16 protein-coding genes are annotated in these 17,619 nt (G+C 66.4%); all 16 read left to right on the top strand.

Translation table 11 applies throughout. The annotated features are described in order from the left end of the window. Window positions 1-296 precede the first annotated feature (296 nt). The 16 genes from apbC to F7R26_RS15940 all read left to right on the top strand — a co-directional run bounded on the left by apbC (window position 297) and on the right by F7R26_RS15940 (window position 17,401). Window positions 297-1,385, top strand: coding sequence for an iron-sulfur cluster carrier protein ApbC (apbC, locus tag F7R26_RS16015; RefSeq protein WP_150984016.1), 1,089 nt, complete (start codon window positions 297-299; stop codon window positions 1,383-1,385). 4 nt (window positions 1,386-1,389) lie between these two features. Further along, complete coding sequence (locus tag F7R26_RS16010; RefSeq protein WP_150984017.1) at window positions 1,390-1,962, top strand: DUF3305 domain-containing protein; 573 nt, start codon at window positions 1,390-1,392, stop codon at window positions 1,960-1,962. Window positions 1,963-1,978: 16 nt separating this feature from the next. Continuing rightward, the gene (locus F7R26_RS16005; RefSeq protein WP_150984018.1) at window positions 1,979-2,596 is read left to right on the top strand and encodes a DUF3306 domain-containing protein; all 618 of its coding nucleotides are present in this window, start codon (window positions 1,979-1,981) and stop codon (window positions 2,594-2,596) included. Between the two features lie 100 nt (window positions 2,597-2,696). Beyond that, window positions 2,697-4,868, top strand: a complete 2,172-nt coding sequence (locus tag F7R26_RS16000) for a 4Fe-4S binding protein (RefSeq protein ID WP_150984019.1) — start codon at window positions 2,697-2,699, stop codon at window positions 4,866-4,868. Window positions 4,869-4,900: 32 nt separating this feature from the next. After that, a complete protein-coding gene (locus F7R26_RS15995) occupies window positions 4,901-5,539 on the top strand; it encodes a TorD/DmsD family molecular chaperone (RefSeq protein WP_150984020.1) in 639 nt (212 codons plus the stop codon). A gap of 136 nt (window positions 5,540-5,675) precedes the next feature. After that, window positions 5,676-5,894, top strand: coding sequence for a formate dehydrogenase (locus F7R26_RS15990; RefSeq protein WP_150984021.1), 219 nt, complete (start codon window positions 5,676-5,678; stop codon window positions 5,892-5,894). A gap of 55 nt (window positions 5,895-5,949) precedes the next feature. After that, window positions 5,950-8,973 (top strand): molybdopterin-dependent oxidoreductase, encoded by a 3,024-nt coding sequence (locus tag F7R26_RS15985; protein ID WP_150984022.1) that lies wholly within the window; start codon window positions 5,950-5,952, stop codon window positions 8,971-8,973. A gap of 97 nt (window positions 8,974-9,070) precedes the next feature. Next, window positions 9,071-9,733, top strand: coding sequence for a formate dehydrogenase FDH3 subunit beta (gene fdh3B / locus F7R26_RS15980; RefSeq protein ID WP_150984023.1), 663 nt, complete (start codon window positions 9,071-9,073; stop codon window positions 9,731-9,733). Beyond that, complete coding sequence (locus tag F7R26_RS15975) at window positions 9,730-9,963, top strand: hypothetical protein (RefSeq protein ID WP_150984024.1); 234 nt, start codon at window positions 9,730-9,732, stop codon at window positions 9,961-9,963. The genes fdh3B and F7R26_RS15975 overlap by 4 nt, the downstream gene beginning before the upstream one ends. 52 nt (window positions 9,964-10,015) lie before the next feature. After that, window positions 10,016-11,224, top strand: a complete 1,209-nt coding sequence (locus tag F7R26_RS15970) for a formate dehydrogenase subunit gamma (protein WP_150984025.1) — start codon at window positions 10,016-10,018, stop codon at window positions 11,222-11,224. A gap of 37 nt (window positions 11,225-11,261) precedes the next feature. Further along, entirely contained in the window at window positions 11,262-11,663 is a 402-nt protein-coding gene (locus F7R26_RS15965; RefSeq protein ID WP_150984026.1) for a hypothetical protein, read from the top strand. Window positions 11,664-11,676: 13 nt separating this feature from the next. Further along, window positions 11,677-12,216 carry a superoxide dismutase family protein gene (locus F7R26_RS15960; protein ID WP_150984027.1) on the top strand — a complete coding sequence of 180 codons (540 nt, stop codon included), beginning with the start codon at window positions 11,677-11,679 and terminating at the stop codon, window positions 12,214-12,216. Between the two features lie 63 nt (window positions 12,217-12,279). Beyond that, window positions 12,280-13,110: a formate dehydrogenase accessory sulfurtransferase FdhD gene (locus F7R26_RS15955; RefSeq protein ID WP_150984028.1), complete on the top strand. Its 831-nt coding sequence runs from the start codon at window positions 12,280-12,282 to the stop codon at window positions 13,108-13,110. 193 nt (window positions 13,111-13,303) lie between these two features. Further along, on the top strand, window positions 13,304-13,870 hold the full coding sequence (gene dcd / locus F7R26_RS15950; protein ID WP_017230746.1) for a dCTP deaminase: 567 nt from the start codon (window positions 13,304-13,306) through the stop codon (window positions 13,868-13,870). Window positions 13,871-14,012: 142 nt separating this feature from the next. Beyond that, window positions 14,013-16,277, top strand: coding sequence for an arginine/lysine/ornithine decarboxylase (locus F7R26_RS15945; protein ID WP_150984029.1), 2,265 nt, complete (start codon window positions 14,013-14,015; stop codon window positions 16,275-16,277). Window positions 16,278-16,420: 143 nt separating this feature from the next. Beyond that, complete coding sequence (locus F7R26_RS15940; RefSeq protein WP_150984030.1) at window positions 16,421-17,401, top strand: quinone oxidoreductase family protein; 981 nt, start codon at window positions 16,421-16,423, stop codon at window positions 17,399-17,401. Window positions 17,402-17,619 lie beyond the last annotated feature (218 nt).

Here is a 17,619-nt window from a genome sequence, read left to right as displayed (position 1 = left end):
TGGCTGATTTTGAGGTGGTGCGCGCAACACCGCTAGAAATAACGCGGAAGGCACCTGAATACAAGGGCCCGGACCGTATTCACCGGGCTTGCGTTCCTGGCGCACTACAATAAGGAGATGATGCCGGGTGCACAAGCCTGTGGCTGTGACAGTTGTAAGTGCGTGTAATTCCACGTGCAGAATATGGGCTTGCCGCCCGCGCGTTCCCCTCACGTTACCCTTGCGCCGCACTTCGTTCATACTTTGATAAAGTACGCGCCTTCCCCATATTCCCATATTCAGTAGCGGAGATTGTCTTGAGCCTCACCGTCGACCAGGTTACCGAAGTCCTGCGCACCGTGATCGACCCCAACACGGGCCGGGATCTGGTGTCCACCCGTTCGGCTCGCAATGTGCGGGTCGAAGGCGGCGATGTGTCGCTGGAAGTGGAGCTGGGTTATCCCGGCAAGAGCCAGCTGGAACCGATCCGCAAACAAGTGGTGGATGCGCTGCGCCAGTTGCCCGGCGTGTCCAATGCCAACGTGGCCGTCAGCATGAACATCGTGGCCCACGCGGTGCAGCGCGGCGTCAAGCTGCTGCCGGGCGTCAAGAACGTGATCGCCGTGGCGTCGGGCAAGGGCGGCGTGGGCAAGTCCACCACCGCCGTCAACCTGGCGCTGGCGCTGTCCGCCGAGGGTGCCCGCGTGGGCATGCTCGACGCCGACATCTACGGCCCGAGCCTGCCCATGATGCTGGGCATCGATGGCCGCCCGGAATCGTCCGATGGCCAGACCATGGAGCCGCTCGAAGGCCACGGCCTGCAGGCCAACTCGATCGGCTTCCTGATCGAGCAGGACAACCCGATGGTGTGGCGCGGCCCGATGGTGACCTCGGCGCTGGAGCAGTTGCTGCGCCAGACCAACTGGCACGATCTCGATTACCTGATCGTCGACATGCCGCCGGGCACCGGCGACATCCAGCTGACGCTGTCGCAGAAAGTGCCGGTGACAGGTGCTGTCATCGTCACCACCCCCCAGGATATCGCCCTGCTGGACGCGAAGAAGGGCCTGAAGATGTTCGAGAAGGTGGGCATCCCCATCCTCGGCATCGTCGAGAACATGGCTGTCTACTGCTGCCCGAGCTGCGGCCACGTCGAGCATATCTTCGGCGAAGGCGGTGGCGAGAAGATGTGCGAGGACTACGGTGTGGACCTGCTGGGCAGCATGCCGCTTAACCGTTCGATCCGCGAGCAGGCCGATACCGGCCGGCCCACCGTGGTGTCCGATCCTGACAGCCCGATCGCCGAGCTGTACCGCGCCATGGCGCGCAAGGTGGCCGTCAAGGTGGCCGACCGCGCCCGCGACATGACCAGCAAGTTCCCCAGCATCGTGGTGCAGAACACCTGATCCCATGGACACGCCAGCCGACTCTGCTGCAGGCAACCCGGCCCCCGACGCCGTGCCCACCGGCCGGCCCGGCGTGACCATGGCCGTGGTGATGCGCCGTGTGCCGCTGGCCAGCCGCTGGCAGCCTTGGAAATGGGAACTCGACGCCGTGCTGCCGGATCTTGGCGAGTTCGGCGCCGTACCTCACTGCCTGGCGCAGGACGAACACGGCGCGCGCTGGCTGTACCCAGGCTATGCCGTCACGCTGTTCCGTGACGAGGCCGAGGGCTATTACCTCAACCTGACTTCCACCGCACCCTGCTGGTTCGTGCTGTGGCGAATGGCAGAGGAGGGCGGGCAGGCCGCCATGCCGACGTCGCGCGACGGCGAGCCGTTGCCGGTGCCTATGACGGCGACACTGTCCTACAACGAGGCCGGACGCTGGCTCGACGCCGGCGAAACGGTCGAGAACGTTCCGCTGGCCCCTGAGCAGCTGGAGTGGCTGCAAGCCTACGTGGCCCAGTATTACCGGCCCGAACCCAAGAAGCGCCGCCGCCCGGAATCATTCAAGGCGCCGGAGGACAGGGCGCGCTACTGATGCAGGCAGACCGCGCATGAGCGATGCTTCCTTCCTGTCGCGCTGGTCCCGCCGCAAGGCCGCGGCGCGCGACGGCAAGCCGCTTGAGGCTGAGCCCCGCCTTCCGGCGCAGTCGTCCGAGCCTTCCGGCAGGGATGCGCCAGTAGCCCGGGCACTGCCAGACCCCGTTCCACCGGCCCCACCCGCTGAACCGCTTCCCACGCTAGCCGATGCCGCCTTGCTGCAGCCGGGCGACAGCATCGCCCGCTTCGTCGCGCGTGGCGTGGACGAAAACGTGAAGCGCGCCGCGCTCAAGACGTTGTTCGCCGATCCGCATTTCAACGTGATGGACGGGCTCGATACCTATATCGACGACTACAGCCAGCCCGATCCGATTCCGCTGGATGTGCTGCGGCGCATGCGCCAGTCCGAGACGCTGGGGCTGTTCGCGCCCACCGACGAGGAACTGGCGGCGGCTCGCGCACAGCTAGAAGTGGCCGCTGTGCAAGACGCGGCCCTGGTGCCGCCCGAACCGTCTGCTGCATTGCCGCAAACAGCCGGCGAGGCTGCGCAGCCCGGCATTGCCACTGATGTCGATGCCGACGCCAGCTTGGCATCCCCGGCCGGCGATTCCGCCCCAGGCAAACACGCGTAGTCGCTGCCCGCGGCGCGGCCTACAATAGGCCTCCCCCACATTCCGCCGGCGGCAAGACTCCCAACCAAGGGGGCGGCTAGGCCGGCCAGCCGCACTCTCCATGCCGACGCTGATCTGCAATTGCAACGACACGATGCCGCTTGACGGGGCGGCATTGTCAGGCAGTGTTCCCGCGCCCGCGGGTGGCGTGAAGACGCCACTCAAGGTCCATCATCTGCTGTGCCGCCGCGAGATTGGCGATTTCACCGCCGCGCTCGCCGGCACCGATGACGTCATCGTGGCTTGTACGCAGGAGCGCGCGCTGTTTACCGAGGTAGCCGCCCGGCGCCAGGCCGAGGGCGCCATGACGGCGCCCGTGCGCTTCGTCAATATCCGCGAAACCGGTGGCTGGTCGCAGGGGGCGCGGCGCGACCCGAAAACCGCCAACGCCAAGATCGCTGCCTTGCTGGCTGCCGCCGCGCTGCCGGACCCGGATCCGGTGCCCGTGGTGGACTACCGCTCCGGCGGCGCCGTGCTGGTGCTGGGTCCCGCCGACCGCGCGATCCCATGGGCCGGCAAGCTGGCCGAAGCCGGCATGGATGTTTCGGTCCTGCTCAGCGCCGCCGCCGGGGGCATGGCTCCGGCCGGCCTGCCCGCCTCGCGGGCGTTCCCTGTGCACAGCGGCAAGCTGGTCAAGCTCGGCGGGTGGCTGGGCGCTTTCGAGGCCAGCTGGGAGACCGGCGCGGGGCGCAGCAACCCGATCGACCTGGACCTGTGCACGCGCTGCAATGCCTGCATCGACGCTTGCCCGGAAGACGCCATCGATTTCAGCTACCAGGTGGATCTGGACCGTTGCCGCTCGCACCGCGCTTGCGTGAAGGCCTGCGGCGCTGCCGCCGCGATCGACTTTGACCGCCCGGCTGCCACTGCCACGGAACGCTTCGACCTGGTGTTCGACCTCGCCGACACGCCCGCCTTGCTCATGCACGCGCCGCCGCAGGGTTACCTGTACGCCGGCGCGGATGCGCTGCGCCAGCAGGCGCAGGCATTGGCGCTGGTCCAGCTGGTGGGCGAGTTCGAGAAGCCGAAGTTCTTCCAGTACAAGGAGAAACTCTGCGCGCACGGCCGCAACCAGACCACGGGTTGCACGGCCTGTATCGACATCTGCTCCACCGAAGCGATCCGCTCGCAATGGCACGACGGGCGCGGCCGCATCGAGGTCACGCCGAACCTGTGCATGGGCTGCGGCGCCTGCACCACGGTGTGCCCGAGCGGCGCCATCAGCTATGCCTATCCCAAGCCGGATCACCTCGGCGAGCGCTTGCGCACCCTGATTTCGGCCTACCGCGCTGCGGGCGGGCGCGACGCTGCGCTGTTGCTGCATGGCGAGGAGTACGGCAATGCGCCCATCCTGGCGCTGGGCCGCGCTGCGCGCGCCGGACAGGCCCGCGGCATGCCGCCCAATGTGATTCCGGTGGGGTTGTTCCACCCGGCCGCGTGCGGGCTTGAGCTGTGGCTGGCGGCCATCTGCTGGGGCGCCGGACATGTCGCCGTGATGCTCACCGGTGACGAGGCCCCGCAATACCGTACGGCGCTGGCCGGGCAGGTAGCAGTGGGGCAGGCCATTCTGGCGGGCCTTGGCTATGACGGCGAATGCCTGTCGCTGGTGGATGGCCCGGATGCCGCCACGCTGGACGCGCAACTAGCGGCCTTGGCCGCGCCGGGGAGCAACCGGCCAGCCGCGCCACCCGCCGTGTTCCACGCTGCGGCCGCCAAGCGCGAGACGCTGGATTTTGCGCTTGATCACCTCGTGCGCAATGCGCCGCGCCCGGCCGCCAGCGTTGCGCTGCCTGCCGGAGCGCCGCTGGGCGCGGTGGCGGTGGACACCGGGCGCTGCACGCTGTGCATGGCCTGCGTGGGCGCCTGCCCCTCGCAAGCGCTGCGCGATAATCCCGAGCGGCCGGTGCTGGGCTTCCTGGAGCGCAACTGCGTGCAGTGCGGCTTGTGCGAGAAGACCTGCCCGGAAGACGCCATCACCCTGGTGCCGCGCTTGCTCACCGGTGAGCAAGCGCGCCGCACCGTGACGTTGGCCGAGACCCAGCCCTTCCATTGCATTCGCTGCGCCAAGCCGTTCGGCACCGCCCAGATGGTGCATGCCATGCTGGCCCGGCTGGCGAGCCACCCGGCGTTTGCCGGCGAGGCCGCCGAGCGCCTGAAGATGTGCGGCGATTGCCGCGTCGTCGACATGATGGAAAAGAACAGCGGCGAGGCCAGCGGCAACGCCTTGCAGTAGCCAAGCAGGCCATCCTTGAGAATCATCACGACATGACAGATTTCCAGCCTATCCAGCTGATCCCCCCGGTCGCCCACGCGGCGCCCAACGCAGAAGATACCGCCCGGGCGGACCTGTACGGCCTGCTGGCCACGCTGCTGTATCGCGCCCCGGATGCCGCGCTGCTGCACCATATCGCCGCTAACCGCGCGCATGGCGAGGACGCCGCCACGCCGCTGGGCGACGCCTGGAACGATTTGTGCGACGCAGCATCGGTCACCACGGCCGAGCAAGCCAGCGACGAATACCAGCAATTGTTCGTCGGCGTGGGCAAGCCGGAAGTCCTGCTGTACGGCTCCTACTACCAGACCGGCTTCCTCAATGAGCGCCCGCTGGTGGCGCTGCGCGACGACCTGGCGCGCTATGGCCTGGTGCGTCAGGACAATGTCAGCGAGACCGAGGATCACATCGCCACATTGTGCGAGGTGATGCGCTTCCTGGTGGCGGGCGAGGATGCCGGCGTGGCAAACCTTGCCGAGCAGCAGCATTTTTTCTCGCGCCATCTGCAGTCATGGGTGGAAACCCTGTGCGACAGCGCGGCGGCGCATCCGCAAGCGCGGCTCTATGCCCGCGTGGCCGCGCTGCTGAAGGCTTTCATGGCGGTCGAGGCGATCGCGCTGGAAATGCATTGATCGCACGCAAGTTCTTGATTGCCATCATGGAAATCCCGGGGAGTCATGGTCTTTCGACACATATCATTCTAAAATAGGCAGTAGTGTTCATAACAGGATTGGTAATCGGTCTGGACAGACCGAGGAGCCCCCCAAAATGAAAGACAAGCAGCCGAAGGCCGCGCGCCGCGCCTTCCTTGCCGGTACCGGGGTCGTAGCCGCGGCCGGCGCCGCCGCCGCGCTGACATCGCGCGGTCCGGCCATGCCCGCCGCGCCCAGCCTGGCGGCGGCCATTCCCGATGTCACGTCGACCGACGGCGACGGCTACCGGGTCACAGAGCATATTCGCAAGTACTACCGGACTACGCTGGTGTGAGTGGCCGCGCCTGGCGCACACCACGCTCTACCTCGTTTCCATCCTGGGGTGATACATGATCTTGACCCGCAAACGCGCGGCGCAGGGCAGCGCATCTTCGCAACTGGCTAGCGGCTCGGGCGAGCGCGCTGGCGGCCGGCTATCCGAGCGTCTGGCTGCCGGGCTGGCGGGTGCCATGCCCACCATGGACCGGCGCAGCTTTCTCAAGCGCTCCGGCATCGGGGTGGGGGCGGGGCTGGCGGCTTCGCAACTGACGCTGTTGCGCCGGGCGGATGCCGCGGATGCGTCAGGTGCGGCGGCCGGCGGCGAGGACAAGGGCAACATCGTGGTGCGCCGTACCGTGTGCGGCCACTGCTCGGTGGGCTGCGCGGTCGACGCCGTGGTGCACAACGGCGTGTGGGTGCGCCAGAACCCGGTCTTCGATTCGCCGATCAACATGGGCGCGCACTGCGCCAAGGGCGCCGCGCTGCGCGAGCACGGCCACGGCGAGTACCGGCTGAAGTACCCGATGAAGCTGGTGAACGGCAAATACCAGCGCATCAGCTGGGACCAGGCGCTTGACGAGATCACCGCCCGGATGAAAGAGATCCGCCAGCAGACCGGGCCGGACTCGATGTTCTTCGTCGGTTCTTCCAAGCACAGCAACGAAGGGGCCTACCTGCTGCGCAAGTGGGTGTCGTTCTTCGGCACCAACAACACCGATCACCAGGCACGCATCTGCCACTCAACCACGGTGGCCGGCGTGGCCAATACCTGGGGCTATGGTGCGATGACCAATTCGTACAACGATATGCAGAACGCCCGCGCGGCGCTGTATATCGGCTCCAACGCGGCCGAGGCGCACCCGGTGTCGATGCTGCACCTGCTGCACGCCAAGGAGAACGGCTGCAAGGTGATCGTGGTCGATCCGCGCTACACCCGCACGGCCGCGAAGTCCGATTATTACGTGCGGGTCCGCTCGGGCACCGATATCGCTTTCCTGTTCGGCGTGCTGTACCACATCTTCCAGAACGGCTGGGAAGACCAGAAGTACATCAACGATCGCGTCTACGGCATGGACAAGGTCAAGGAGGAAGTCCTTGCCAAGTGGACGCCGGACAAGGTCGAGGAAGTCTGCGGCGTGCCCGAGGCGCAGGTCCACCAGGTTGCCGAGATCATGGCCAAGAACCGGCCCAGCACGCTGGTGTGGTGCATGGGCCAGACCCAGCACACCATCGGCAACGCCATCGTGCGCGCCTCCTGCCTGGTGCAGCTGGCGCTGGGCAATATCGGCGTGTCGGGCGGCGGCGCCAACATCTTCCGCGGCCACGACAATGTGCAGGGCGCGACCGACGTGGGCCCCAACCCGGATTCCTTGCCGGGCTACTACGGCCTGGCCACCGGGGCGTGGAAGCACTTCGCCGCGGTGTGGGGCGTCGACTACGAATGGATCAAGAAGCAGTACGCCTCGCAGGCGATGATGGAGAAGTCCGGCACCACGGTGTCGCGCTGGATCGATATCGTTACCGAGAAGCCTGAGCTGATCGACCAGGACAACAACGTCCGCGGGGTGTTTTTCTGGGGCCATGCGCCCAACTCGCAGACGCGCGGGCTGGAGATGAAGAAGGCGCTCGACAAGCTCGACCTGCTGGTGGTGATCGACCCGTACCCGTCAGCCACCGCCGCGATGGCCAACATGCCGCCGGCGGAAGGCGATCAGGTCAACCCGAACCGCGCGGTCTACCTGCTGCCGGCCTGCACGCAGTTCGAGACCACCGGGTCCTGCACGGCCTCCAACCGCTCGCTGCAGTGGCGCGAGAAGGTGATCGAGCCGCTGTTCGAGTCGATGCCGGACCACACCATCATGCAGGCCTTCGCCGACCGGCTCGGCTTTGGCAAGGAGCTGTCGAAGAACTTCAAGCTCAACGAGGTCAAGCGCGCGGGCCGGACCTGGATGGAGCCCGAAGTCGAATCCATCCTGCGCGAGATCAATGCCAGCAACTGGACCATCGGCTACACCGGGCAATCTCCCGAGCGGCTCAAGTCGCATATGCGCAATATGGAGAAGTTCGACGTGCGCACGCTGCGTTGCCTGGGCGGCAAGGATCCGCTGACCGGCTACGACCTGACCGGAGACTACTTCGGCCTGCCGTGGCCGTGCTATGGCACGCCGGAGCTCAAGCACCCCGGCTCGCCCAACCTGTATGACACCAGCCGCAACGTCATGGACGGCGGGGGCAACTTCCGCGCCAACTTCGGCGTGGAGCGCGACGGCGTCAGCCTGCTGGCCGAGGACGGCTCGTACTCGAAAGGCGCGGACATTACCACCGGCTATCCGGAGTTCGACCACGTGCTGCTGAAGAAGCTGGGATGGTGGGACGAACTGACGGACGCGGAGAAGCAGAAGGCCGAGGGCAAGAACTGGAAGACGGATCTGTCCGGTGGCATCCAGCGCGTGGTGCTGAAGAACCATGGCTGCCATCCCTTTGGCAACGCCAAGGCGCGGGCCATCGTGTGGAACTTCCCCGACCCGATCCCGCAGCACCGCGAGCCGCTGTATTCCACCCGGCCCGACATGGTCGCCAAGTACCCCACGCACGACGACAAGATGGCGTTCTGGCGGCTGCCCACGCTGTACAAGTCGCTGCAGCAGCGCAACGTCGAGAACAAGCTCTACGAGAAGTTTCCGATCATTCTTACCTCCGGCCGCCTGGTCGAATACGAGGGCGGTGGTGAGGAAACCCGGTCCAACCCGTGGCTGGCTGAGTTGCAGCAGGAGAACTTCGTCGAGATCAACCCGCGCGCGGCGTCCGATCGCGGCATCCGCAACGGCGACTTCTGCTGGGTCAGCACGCCCACCGGCGCGCACATCAAGGTGCGCGCGCTGGTGACCGAGCGCGTCGGCGTGGATACCGCCTTCATCCCGTTCCACTTCTCTGGCTGGTGGCAGGGTAAGGACCTGAAGGACTACTACCCGGAGGGCGCGATGCCGATCGTGCGCGGCGAGGCCATCAACACGGCTACCACCTACGGCTATGACTCGGTGACGATGATGCAGGAAACCAAGACCACGATCTGCCAGATCGCACGGTTCACCTGAATGTGGCTGTGATCGACATCGAGATAGCGACAGAGTTAGGGGCAGAGATGGCGGCAGAGATGGCGATAGGGACAGAGACCAAGGGCAAGGAACGACCATGGCACGCATGAAATTCATCTGTGACGCCGAGCGTTGCATCGAGTGCAACAGCTGCGTCACCGCCTGCAAGAACGAGCACGAGGTGCCGTGGGGCGTCAACCGGCGCCGCGTGGTGACCATCAACGACGGCATCGTCGGCGCCGAGAAATCGATCTCGGTCGCCTGCATGCACTGCTCGGACGCGCCTTGCATGGCGGTGTGCCCGGTCGACTGCTTCTACCGTACCGACGATGGCGTGGTGCTGCACGACAAGGATGTCTGCATCGGCTGCGGCTACTGCTCCTACGCCTGCCCGTTTGGCGCCCCCCAGTTCCCCAGCGCCGGGACCTTCGGCGTGCGCGGCAAGATGGACAAGTGCACGTTCTGCGCCGGCGGGCCGGAGAAAAACGGCAGCGACGAAGAATTCGAGAAGTACGGACGCAACCGGCTGGCCGAAGGCAAGCTGCCGCTGTGCGCGGAAATGTGCTCGACCAAGGCGCTGCTGGGCGGCGACGGCGACGTCATTGCCGACATACTGCGCAACCGCGTGATCAAGCGCGGCAAGGGCGGCGATGTGTTCGGCTGGGGCACGGCCTACGGCAACAAGGGCGCCGCGCAGGGTGCCGCGGGCGCGGCGCCGCCCGCCGCCGCGCCACCCGCTTCAGGAGCGCAGCCATCATGACCCGCCTGTTGCTGATCCTGCTGGCCGCCGGCTGCACCGCGCTGGCCGCCTGCGGCGAGCGCGCGCAGACCGCCACGGCGGCGCACAAGAAATCCGATGCGCCGGCGTACGAAGGCGCGCCGGGCGATCCCTTCGTGGCCAAGGGCTGGACGCCGGGCGACAAGACCAGCTGGCAGAACCAGATCCGCGAGCGCAACCAGTACCAGAACGAATACAACCGCACGCCATGACAGCGGCGATGCGAAGCCCGGGGCGCACCCTGGCCGACCCGATGGAGGGCATATGAAGCCGACGCTCAATCCTGGCTGGTTCCGCTACCTGGCGGGGGTGGCCTGCGCGCTGGCCTTGCTGGCGCCGCCGGGGGCCGCGCGGGCGCAAGCCCAAGCACCGGCCCAGGGCGCTTCCGCGCCGCAGGCCGGCGCGCCCGCCGAGGCCAACAACCCCGCCACGCATCCGGCCCAGCCCTTCGCGGGCATCGCTTCCGAGAACATCTTCAACGTGCCCCGCCGCGACATCGCGGCCGAGGCGCAGGCCCAGCAGGCGCGTAGCAAGGAGCAACCGGGCAACAACGCGCCGGTCTGGCGGGAGGCGAATTCCGACCAGGCGCACTACAGCAGCCTGCCAGCCAAGGAAGCCGGGGTGCTGATCCAGCGCACCGGGCAGAAATGGCGCCTGTTCCGCAACGGGGTGATCACCGTCTGGGGCGGCTGGCTGATCGTGCTGGTGCCCGCCGCGATCCTGGCCTTTTTCTTCTGGCGCGGCACGATCCCGCTCAAGACGCCGCGTACCGGCCGCATGATCCAGCGCTTTACGCCGCTGGAGCGCATGGTGCACTGGACCATGGCGATTTCATTCGTCACGCTGGCGGTCTCGGGCATCGTGATGCTGTTCGGCAAGCATTTCCTGCTGCCGCTGATGGGCCACACCTTGTTCGGCTGGCTCACCTACCTGCTGAAGAACGTCCATAACATCGTCGGCCCGGTCTTTACCTTGTCGGTGATCGTCGGCTTCGTGATCTTCGTGCGCGACAACTTCCCCGCCCGGGAGGACTGGCAGTGGCTCATCAAGCTTGGCGGGCTCGTGTCCGGCAAGCATGTGCCAAGCGGGCGCTTCAACGCGGGCGAGAAGGCCTGGTTCTGGGGCGGGCTGGTGGTCTTCGGCCTGATCTTGTCGGCCTCTGGCTGGGTGCTCGACATGATCGTGCCAGGCATGGATTTCTACCGCGCCACCATGCAGATCGCCAACGTCGTCCATGGCATCGCGGCGGTGCTGATGATCGCCATGGCCTGCGGCCATATCTACATGGGTACCATCGGCATGGAAGGGGCCTACCGCGCCATGCGTGACGGCTGGGTCGATGAGGCCTGGGCCAAGGAGCACCACGAGCTCTGGTACGACGATATCAAGGCAGGCAAGATCCCCGTGCAGCGCGCGGCCGAGCCGGAGCCGGGCGAGCGCGCCGGTGGCCGGGCCAGCCCGGGCGAAGTCTGAGCGCGCACGGCCGATTCCCCAACGAGGAGCCCGATCCATGAACCGCATTCTGCTGGTGCTCGCCCTGGCCCTTGCCGGCACAGGCGCCATGGCCAAGCTGCCGCCGCCCACGGAGGCGCAAAAGCTCAAGGCCGACGAGGCCAAGGCGCGCGCCGGCTGGGCCGACAAGGTGGCTGCATATCAGCTCTGCCGTGCGCAAGACAAGGCGGCGGCGCACTACTACAGCGACATGCAGGCAAAAGGCAAGGCGGTGCCGGCGGCAGCCGCGTCCGCGCCGTGCGCCGATCCGGGCCCGTTCGTGGCGCAAGCGCCGGCTGAGCAAGCCGCGACAAGCACCGCCGGAGGGCCTTCCGCTGCACCCGTTGCCGCGCCTTCGGATCACAAACCGGCCGCAGCGCCGGGCACGGGAGCGGTACAATCGCCCCGGACATCACCGTGAGAGGAGGTTCGGCATGAAGCGTGTACGTGTACTTTTCGGTCTGGCTGTAGCGGGAACCCTGGCAGGCATTCTGGCCGGCTGCGGGGGCATGGGGATGGGCAGTTCGGATACCGCGGTCGCTGTGCTGGCGTCCAAGAGCGGCACCGCGACGCAGGGCAGCATCACCTTCACCCAGCGCGGTGACACGGTGCTGGTCAAGGCCGACGTAACCGGCCTGCCGCCCAATACCGAACACGGCTTCCACGTGCACGAGAAGGGCGACTGCTCGGCCCCCGACGCCATGAGCGCCGGCGGTCACTTCAACCCGACGGCCAAGCCGCACGGCTCGATGTCGATGCCCGACCATCATGCCGGTGACATCAACAACCTCAAGGCCGACGCTACCGGCCGCGCCCAGGCCAGCTTCGAGCTGACCGGCGTGACCTTGGCCCCGGGCCCCACCAGCCTGGTGGGCCGCGCGGTGGTCGTCCACAAGGACCCGGACGACTACAAGACCCAGCCCACCGGCAACTCCGGCGGCCGCATTGCTTGCGGCGTGATCGCCAAGTCCTGACGGATGGGGCAGCGCGGGCCGGCAGCTCCCGGCGCGCGCCATCCACCCGCATCCCCCACGCCCATGCCCCTGCGCCCTGAAATGACCCACGCGTGCGTCCCCTTGATCGAAGAGGTCGAGGTGGTCGACGAGCAGGGCCGCTTGCGCCAGGCCTTCCTGCCCGGCGAGCGCCCGCTGACGGTCTACCTGGACAAACGCGAGCTGGTGACGCTGATGACGCTGGGCGGGGCGCCGGAGGCCCTGGTTCTGGGTTACCTGCGCAACCAGCGCCTGGTCGAATCGATCGAGGATATCGCTGCGATCCAGGTCGACTGGGAAACCGAATCCGCCGCCGTCACGACCCGCACGGGCGTGGATCGCATCGAGGAGCGCACGGCGCGCCGGGTGGTGACCACCGGCTGCGGCCAGGGCACCGTGTTCGGCTCGTTGCTGGATGAAGTGGACAATATCCGGCTGCCGGACGACGCCACCCTGGACCAGGAAACGCTCTACGGCATCGTCGACACCATCCGGCTGCAGCAGTCGGTCTACAAACAGGCAGGCTCCGTGCATGGCTGCGCGCTGTTCCGCGGGCGCGAGCTGCTGATGTTCATCGAGGATGTGGGCCGGCACAACGCCGTGGATGCCATTGCGGGCCTGATGTGGCTCGAAGGCATGAGTGGCGCCGACAAGGTGTTCTACACCACCGGGCGGCTGACCTCGGAGATGGTGATCAAGGGCGCCCAGATGGGCATTCCGTTCCTGCTGTCGCGCTCGGGCGTCACGCAGATGGGCTACCAGATGGCCCGGCGCGTCAACCTGGCTCTCTTTGCCCGGTGCACGGGGCGCCACTTCCTGCTCTATACCGGCCGCGAACGCTTCCGGCACCAGCTGCCGGAGCAAGCCACGGCCTGACGCCCGGGGGGCGGATGGCCCGTTGCGGGGCCAGGGCGGCATTTAAGGCGGTGATGCCGGATTTTGGTTGTACAATGCGGCCCATCGCAAGGCCCCGGCAGGTCCGGCGCGCCTGTGAGCAAATGCGAGCAGTGTTCCCGGTCAGCATGGGCCGCGCCCGAGCCTGCCCTCATTTGTTCATCCCGATACCCCTATGAGCATCAAATCCGATAAGTGGATCCGCCGCATGGCGGAACAGCACGGCATGATCGAGCCCTTCGAGCCCGGCCAGGTACGGGAAGAAGACGGCCGCAAGATCGTTTCGTACGGCACCTCGAGCTACGGCTACGACATCCGCTGCGCCGACGAATTCAAGATCTTCACCAATATCAACAGCACCATCGTCGATCCGAAGAACTTCGACGAAAAGTCCTTTGTCGACTTCAAGGGCGATGTCTGCATCATCCCGCCGAACTCCTTCGCGCTGGCCCGCACGATGGAGTATTTCCGCATTCCGCGCAGCGTGCTGACCATCTGCCTGGGCAAGAGCACCTACGCGCGCTGCGGCATCATCGTCAACGTGACCCCGTTCGAGCCGGAATGGGAAGGCTATGTGACGCTGGAGTTCTCGAACACCACGCCGCTGCCTGCCAAGATCTACGCCGGTGAAGGCTGTGCCCAGGTGCTGTTCTTCGAGAGCGACGAGATCTGCGAGACTTCCTACCGCGATCGCGGTGGCAAGTACCAGGGTCAGCAAGGTGTCACACTGCCGAAGACCTGATCGCATACAATGCGCGCGTTGCGGTGTTACGGGAACCCCCGGGGCCGCGCGCCAAGCCTGAACGTCGAGCCACATGCCGACCCAGGGGGATGAATCCCCGGGCCATGTGGCTCAAGTCCTTCTTGCCGTCCAAGGATGCCAAATGAAATTCCGCTTCCCCGTCATCATCATCGATGAAGACTTCCGCTCCGAGAACATTTCCGGCTCGGGCATCCGCGCGCTGGCGCAGGCCATCGAGCAAGAAGGCATGGAGGTGATGGGCCTGACCAGCTATGGCGACCTGACCTCCTTCGCCCAGCAGTCGAGCCGTGCCTCCTCGTTCATCGTGTCGATCGACGACGACGAGTTCGTCAGCGAAGACGACCGGCCCGAAGCCGCGGCCATCGAGAAGCTGCGCGCCTTTGTCAACGAAGTGCGCCGCCGCAATACCGACCTGCCCATCTTCCTGTACGGCGAGACGCGCACCTCGCGGCATATCCCCAACGATATCCTGCGCGAGCTGCACGGCTTCATCCACATGTTCGAGGACACGCCGGAATTCGTCGCGCGCCACATCATCCGTGAAGCCCGGGTCTACCTGGATTCGCTGGCGCCGCCGTTCTTCAAGGCCCTGATCGCCTACGCGCAGGACAGCTCGTACTCGTGGCACTGCCCCGGCCACTCGGGTGGCGTGGCGTTCCTGAAGAGCCCGGTCGGCCAGGTGTTCCACCAGTTCTTCGGCGAGAACATGCTGCGCGCCGACGTCTGCAATGCCGTCGATGAGCTCGGCCAGTTGCTGGACCACACCGGCCCGGTGGCGGCCTCGGAGCGCAACGCCGCGCGCATCTTCAACTCCGACCACATGTACTTCGTCACCAACGGCACGTCCACCTCGAACAAGATGGTGTGGCATGCCAACGTGGCGCCGGGCGACATCGTGGTGGTGGACCGCAACTGCCACAAGTCGATCCTGCACGCGATCATGATGACAGGCGCGATTCCCGTGTTCCTGATGCCCACGCGCAATCACTACGGCATCATCGGCCCGATCCCGAAAAGCGAGTTCGATCCCGAGACCATTCGCCGCAAGATTGCCGCGCACCCGTTCGCCAGCCAGGCCAAGAACCAGAAGCCACGCATCCTGACCATCACCCAGGGCACCTACGACGGCGTGCTGTACAACGCCGAACAGATCAAGGAAATGCTGGCCACCGAGATCGACACGCTGCATTTCGACGAAGCCTGGCTGCCGCACGCGGCATTCCACGACTTCTATCGCAACATGCACGCGATCGGCAAAGACCGCCCGCGCAGCAAGGACGCGCTGGTGTTCGCCACGCAGTCCACGCACAAGCTGCTGGCCGGCCTGTCGCAGGCCTCGCAGATCCTCGTGCAGGATTCGGACACGCGCAAGCTGGACCGTTACCGGTTCAACGAGGCGTACCTGATGCACACGTCCACCAGCCCGCAGTACTCCATCATCGCCTCGTGCGACGTGGCGGCGGCGATGATGGAAGCCCCGGGCGGCACCGCACTGGTCGAAGAAAGCATCCAGGAAGCGATGGACTTCCGCCGCGCCATGCGCAAGGTCGAAGGCGACTACGATGCCGGCAACAACGGCGACTGGTGGTTCAAGGTGTGGGGTCCCGAGGCGCTGGTCGAGGACGACATCGGCGACCGCGACGAGTGGATGCTCAAGGCCAACGAACGCTGGCACGGCTTCGGCGACCTGGCCGACGGCTTCAACCTGCTCGACCCGATCAAGGCCACCATCATCACCCCGGGCCTGGACGTGGACGGCGAGTTCAGCGACCGTGGCATCCCCGCGGCCATCGTCACCAAGTACCTGGCCGAGCACGGCATCATCATCGAGAAGACCGGGCTGTACTCGTTCTTCATCATGTTCACCATCGGCATCACCAAGGGCCGCTGGAACTCGCTGGTGACCGAGTTGCAGCAGTTCAAGGACGACTACGACCAGAACCAGCCGCTGTGGCGCGTGCTGCCGGAATTCGTCGGCAAGCATCCGCAGTACGAGAAGCTCGGCCTGCGCGACCTGTGCGACGCGATCCACAGTGTCTACAAGGCCAATGACGTGGCCCGCGTGACCACCGAGATGTACCTGTCGGACATGGAGCCGGCGATGAAGCCGTCGGACGCATGGGCCATGATGGCGCACCGCGAGATCGAGCGCGTGGCCGTCGACGAGCTGGAAGGCCGCGTCACCGCCATCCTGCTCACGCCTTACCCCCCGGGCATTCCGCTGCTGATCCCGGGCGAGCGCTTCAACCGCATCATCGTGCAGTACCTGAAGTTCGCGCGCGAGTTCAACAAGCTGTTCCCCGGCTTCGAGACCGACATCCACGGCCTGGTCGAGGAAGAGGTCGAGGGTGGTGGCAAGGCGTATTTCGTCGACTGCGTGAAGTAACGCAGGCTGGCGGCAAGAATGAAGGCCTCGCGTGTGCGAGGCCTTTTTTCTGCGCTCGCCCATGCCTTGCGCACGGCCGACGCGCCGCGCGAGATTGCGATAGAGTGGCGCTCACAAATCTATGCAACCTCGACGGAGTGGAAATGACATCAGCACGCGTGGTGGAATTGACGGAGTTCGGCGGCCCTGAAGTGATGCGCCTGGTGGATGCCGGGTTGCCCGCGCCGGCGGCCGGCCAGGTACAGTTGCGCCAGACCGCCATCGGCTTCAACTACATCGACGTCTACCAGCGCTCGGGCAAGTACCCGCTGCCGTCGCCGACCGGGCTGGGCCATGAAGCCGCCGGCGTGGTCGAAGCGGTGGGCGAGGGCGTGACCGCCCTGCGCGAAGGCGACCGCGTGGTCTACATGCACGCTGGCATCGGCGCCTATGCCAGCCGGCGCAACGTGCCCGCCGACAAGCTGGTCAAGCTGCCCGACAGCATCGACGACCTCACCGCCGCTGCGATCTTCTTCAAGGCCATGACCGCGCAATACCTCGTGCGCAAGACACATCCCGTGCAAGCCGGCGACATCGTACTGGTGCACGCCGCCGCGGGCGGCGTAGGGCAGATCCTCAGCAGCTGGGCCAAGGCGCTCGGCGCCACCGTGATCGGCACCGCCGGCTCGGCGCAGAAGTGCGAAGTGGCGCGCGCGGCCGGGTGCGATGTCGCCATCAACTATTCGCAGGCGGACTGGGTGGAGCAGGTGATTGCCGCCACCGACGGGCGCAAGGCGCGCGTGGTCTATGACTCGGTGGGCAAGCATACCTTCATGGGCTCGCTGGACTGCGCGGCGCCATTCGGGCTGGTGGCGCTCTATGGCGCCGCCTCGGGCCCCGTGCCGGCGTTCGAGCCGGAGCTGCTCAGCAAGAAGGGCTGCCTGTTCCTGACGCGGCCATCGGTGTTCCCGCACAACGCCGATCCACAGACCTTCCGTGCCAACGCGGCGGATGTGTTCCAGGCGATCGGGCAGGGCGCGATCCGGGCCGCCATCGGCGCGCGCTTCCCGCTTGAGCAGGTGGCCGAGGCGCATCGGATGGCCGAGGCGCGCGCGACCACGGGCGCTATCCTGCTGCTGCCGTGACCTGATCTAGTGACGGTTTCAGTGTGTCACCAGCCAAGGCTGTCACCCGGCATCGCGCAGACGCTGACTGAAAGGAGGCGGCGAGGTGCCGCGCAAGAGGTAGCATGCGCGGCTTATTCGCGTTGGTGCTTGGTCCCAGGTTGAGGACGGTCGCAGGTTGAGTTGTGGCAGAATCCCGGGACGTCAAGGTGTCCCGGCGCGTGGGCGCGTTTCAGCCG

The sequence above is a fragment of the Cupriavidus basilensis genome, from assembly GCF_008801925.2.
Classification (GTDB): domain Bacteria; phylum Pseudomonadota; class Gammaproteobacteria; order Burkholderiales; family Burkholderiaceae; genus Cupriavidus; species Cupriavidus basilensis.
Note: the sequence above shows the minus strand (reverse complement) of the source record. Positions and strands in the feature narration are given on the sequence as shown.

Bases quoted from the DNA above. Each gene is read 5' to 3' on its own strand.
- F7R26_RS15955 (WP_150984028.1), top strand. From the start codon at position 12,280: ATGCCCCTGCGCCCTGAAATGACCCACGCGTGCGTCCCCTTGATCGAA.
- F7R26_RS15990 (WP_150984021.1), top strand. From the start codon at position 5,676: ATGAAAGACAAGCAGCCGAAGGCCGCGCGCCGCGCCTTCCTTGCCGGT.
- F7R26_RS15995 (WP_150984020.1), top strand. From the start codon at position 4,901: ATGACAGATTTCCAGCCTATCCAGCTGATCCCCCCGGTCGCCCACGCG.
- F7R26_RS16000 (WP_150984019.1), top strand. From the start codon at position 2,697: ATGCCGACGCTGATCTGCAATTGCAACGACACGATGCCGCTTGACGGG.
- F7R26_RS15940 (WP_150984030.1), top strand. From the start codon at position 16,421: ATGACATCAGCACGCGTGGTGGAATTGACGGAGTTCGGCGGCCCTGAA.
- F7R26_RS15965 (WP_150984026.1), top strand. From the start codon at position 11,262: ATGAACCGCATTCTGCTGGTGCTCGCCCTGGCCCTTGCCGGCACAGGC.
- fdh3B (WP_150984023.1), top strand. From the start codon at position 9,071: ATGGCACGCATGAAATTCATCTGTGACGCCGAGCGTTGCATCGAGTGC.
- F7R26_RS15975 (WP_150984024.1), top strand. From the start codon at position 9,730: ATGACCCGCCTGTTGCTGATCCTGCTGGCCGCCGGCTGCACCGCGCTG.
- dcd (WP_017230746.1), top strand. From the start codon at position 13,304: ATGAGCATCAAATCCGATAAGTGGATCCGCCGCATGGCGGAACAGCAC.
- F7R26_RS16010 (WP_150984017.1), top strand. From the start codon at position 1,390: ATGGACACGCCAGCCGACTCTGCTGCAGGCAACCCGGCCCCCGACGCC.
- F7R26_RS15970 (WP_150984025.1), top strand. From the start codon at position 10,016: ATGAAGCCGACGCTCAATCCTGGCTGGTTCCGCTACCTGGCGGGGGTG.
- F7R26_RS15985 (WP_150984022.1), top strand. From the start codon at position 5,950: ATGATCTTGACCCGCAAACGCGCGGCGCAGGGCAGCGCATCTTCGCAA.
- F7R26_RS16005 (WP_150984018.1), top strand. From the start codon at position 1,979: ATGAGCGATGCTTCCTTCCTGTCGCGCTGGTCCCGCCGCAAGGCCGCG.
- F7R26_RS15945 (WP_150984029.1), top strand. From the start codon at position 14,013: ATGAAATTCCGCTTCCCCGTCATCATCATCGATGAAGACTTCCGCTCC.
- F7R26_RS15960 (WP_150984027.1), top strand. From the start codon at position 11,677: ATGAAGCGTGTACGTGTACTTTTCGGTCTGGCTGTAGCGGGAACCCTG.